At 47.0% G+C, this 3396-nt stretch carries 4 protein-coding genes; 2 read left to right on the top strand and 2 right to left on the bottom strand.

Annotation, left to right across the window (positions count from 1 at the left end; genetic code table 11):
• Together B3M51_RS10455 and cynS are read left to right on the top strand one after the other, a co-directional pair.
• A partial coding sequence (locus tag B3M51_RS10455) for a formate/nitrite transporter family protein (RefSeq protein WP_292742126.1) occupies positions 1 to 654 on the top strand: 654 nt, incomplete at its 5' end.
• 70 nt (positions 655 to 724) lie between these two features.
• A complete protein-coding gene (gene cynS / locus B3M51_RS10450; RefSeq protein ID WP_292759004.1) occupies positions 725 to 1165 on the top strand; it encodes a cyanase in 441 nt (146 codons plus the stop codon).
• A gap of 37 nt (positions 1166 to 1202) precedes the next feature.
• On the opposite strand, the gene B3M51_RS10445 is transcribed toward cynS, so the two are convergent.
• Both B3M51_RS10445 and B3M51_RS10440 read right to left on the bottom strand, forming a co-directional pair.
• Complete coding sequence (locus tag B3M51_RS10445; protein WP_292759001.1) at positions 1203 to 2051, bottom strand: formate/nitrite transporter family protein; 849 nt, start codon at positions 2049 to 2051, stop codon at positions 1203 to 1205.
• Between the two features lie 286 nt (positions 2052 to 2337).
• On the bottom strand, positions 2338 to 3396 hold a 1059-nt coding region (locus tag B3M51_RS10440; protein ID WP_292758998.1), incomplete at its 5' end, for an AAA family ATPase.

Genomic DNA, 3396 nt, shown 5'->3' with positions numbered 1-3396 from the left:
GGCGCGTTAGTTTTCCCTGTCGGATTTGTTTTACTGAATTTATTGGGCTTTGATTTGCTGACAGGTGTATTTGCATTAGTACCATTAGCCTTATTGGATAAACGTCGTGGCTGCACCTTTAACGGCATGTTAAAAAACTGGTTACTGGTGGGTATTGGCAACCTGTTCGGAGCCTTAACCACAGCTCTGTTAGTTGGCATCGCCTGGACCTTCGCTTTTACCACTGAACCTGGCGCAGCAGGTCAGGCCATTGCCAAGGCTGCTGAAGCACGGACCTTGGGTTTTGCGGCACACGGCGGTGCCGGTTGGCTAACCGTTTTTGTCGCTGGCATTCTCTGTAACTGGATGGTTTCTACCGGTGTTGTCGGTGCGATGTTATCCAATTCAGTCGCCGGCAAAGTGGTCGCAATGTGGTTGCCTATCGCAGTGTTTTTTGGACTGGTTTTCGAACACGCCGTCGTTAACATGTTCCTGTTCCCTATGGGTATGTTGATGGGCGCAGATATCACCATTGCTGACTGGTTATTGTGGAACGAAATACCGGTTATCTTCGGTAACCTGGTCGGCGGTTTAGTACTGACTGGTGGGATGTTGTATGCCACACATTATAAAACAGGTGCACCTACCGCTGAGTTTTCAGAAAAAATGAATTGATTTCCTCGTTGGCCTGGCACCGGGAATTGGTGTCAGGTTTTTTATTCGAACTAAAGATTTTGGAGTGAAAATGAATAAACTTGCTATGACGCAAGCCATCATGGTGGCAAAAGAAACGAAAGAACTGACTTGGGAAAAAATTGGTGAAGCCATTGGTATGTCACCTGAGTGGACGGCATCAGCGTGTCTGGGTATGAACAGTATGCCGGCCGATACCGCCAAAAAACTGTGTCAGTCACTGGATCTGGGCACTGAAGTGGAACTGGCTCTGCAGAAATACCCAAACAAGCAATGGGACCAAACTGTTCCTACCGATCCATTACTCTATCGTCTTTATGAAATGATGTCGGTTTATGGTCCGACCATTAAAGAGATTGTGCATGAAAAATGTGGGGATGGCATCGTCAGTGCCATTGATTTTGCCATGAATATCGAGAAAAAACCTGATCCTAAAGGTGATCGCATTGTGATTACGCTTGATGGAAAATTCTTACCTTACAAATCCTGGTAAATTTCAGGTGCACCGTTAAAGCGGTGCACCTTACTATTTAACGTGCCGGACGAGCGTAAACGTAGACCAGATAATAAGCCATTGCCACAAAGCCAGCACCACCGACAATATTCCCCAGCGTAACGGGGATAAGATTGCCCATTAAGCCATCAAAATCCAGTGTGGCCAGTTGCGCAGCATCAAAATGACCAGCAGTCACAATGGCTTGATCTGTTGCAGCTATCATCGCGATTGGAATCATGTACATATTCGCCACGCAATGTTCAAACCCCATCGCCACAAAGCCAGAAATGGGAAATAACACAGCCATTACTTTATCGGTCACACTGCGTGATGCGTAGACCATCCAGCTGCCTAGACAGACCAGCACATTACAGAATAATCCACGGACAAAAGCTTCTGTGGTGGTATGGTCCACTTTGGCAAGACCGGTTTTGATCGCGGTTACCCCTACCCCAAGATTGCCATCACTTAAATAGCCGGAGAGATAGACCAGATAAACAGTGACTAAAGCACCGACCAGATTACCAACATAGACAATTCCCCAGTTACGCATCAGTGACCTGAAACTTACCTGCCCTTTGGCGTAAGCCATCACCACCAGCGTATTCCCGGTAAATAATTCTGCCCCGGCTATCACCACAAGAATAAAACCCAACGCAAATACCAGACCACCAACCAGTCTGGCCAGACCATATGCAGCACCGGCGTCCGTCATCACCACTGTGTAATACATGGCAGCAAACGAGATAAAAGCCCCCGCCATTAACGAGAGAATCACCAGTGGGATAATGGACATATTGGCCTTATCCACACCGACGGTTTTGACTTTTTCCGCGACTTCCGCTGGCGTGAAAGCATCGACAAACTTGCCGAAATCAGACATGAGTTAGTTACCTGTGAGAGATGGGGACAAAGTCCGGCATTATATCAGTGACTTGCAGCGCTTTGCAGGGATTGCATTCCCAAATTAAGCAATGATTATTTAAGCTCAACAGGCAATACAGGCGAAATAATCTTTAACCAAAGTTCTGAATCATGGTTTCATTAAAATATCGAGTTGGGTCAGTTTTCCCCAACTCGATAAATGATTCACGTTTTAACACTGTTCCTCTTTCAGCCCGCTTGTTGGATAGCCACCAGCGGAGGTGGCTATGAAAGAACAACAGCCTCTAGTGCATCAGCTCACTGGCAAAGGTCAATTCTTCATCCTGCACATCTACCTTTATAACCTGACCGGCAACAAAACGACCAGACAATAAAGCCTGGGCTAACGGGTTTTCCAACTCATGCTGAATTACCCGTTTTAAAGGTCTGGCACCATAGACCGGATCAAACCCTGCTTCAGACAGCATATCCAGTGCCGCATCAGATAATTCCAGTCCCATTTCTTTTTCTGCCAGACGTTGCCGCAAATGTGACAGCTGGATATCAGCAATCGCACGGATTTGTGATTTCTGTAACGGATGAAATACCACCACATCATCCACACGGTTAATAAACTCCGGACGGAAATGTTGACCGACAATTTCCATTACCGCATTTTTCATGGCGTCATAATTATCTTCACCGGCCATTTCCTGAATCACATTGGAGCCCAGATTGGAGGTCATCACAATAACCGTATTTCTGAAATCCACGGTCCGACCTTGACCATCAGTCAAACGACCATCATCCAACACTTGCAACAAGATATTGAAGACATCTGGATGGGCTTTTTCGACCTCATCCAACAGGATCACTGAATAAGGTTTGCGGCGCACCGCTTCCGTCAGATAACCGCCTTCTTCATAGCCGACATAACCGGGAGGAGCACCGACCAGACGCGCAACCGAGTGTTTCTCCATAAACTCGGACATATCAATCCGTACCATCGCTTCTTCGGTATCAAATAAAAACGTTGCCAGCGATTTACATAGCTCGGTTTTACCCACCCCCGTTGGCCCTAAAAACAGGAATGAACCGTTAGGACGATTGGGATCTGATAAACCAGCACGACTGCGACGAATCGCATTAGCAACTGAGTTGACTGCTTCGTCCTGACCGATAACCCGTTCGTGCAAAGCTTCATCCATTTTCAGCAGTTTATCGCGTTCACCTTCCAGCATTTTGGACACCGGGATCCCGGTCCATTTGGAAACCACTTCAGCAATTTCTTCTTCGCCGACACGATTCCGCAGCAAGGTGAAGTCCTGCATTTCTGCCTGGGTGGCAATATCCAACTGTTTTTC

The organism is Methylophaga sp. UBA2689 (genome assembly GCA_002354555.1).
In the GTDB taxonomy this organism is placed as follows: domain Bacteria; phylum Pseudomonadota; class Gammaproteobacteria; order Nitrosococcales; family Methylophagaceae; genus Methylophaga.
This window is presented reverse-complemented; position numbering and strand designations above follow the sequence as displayed.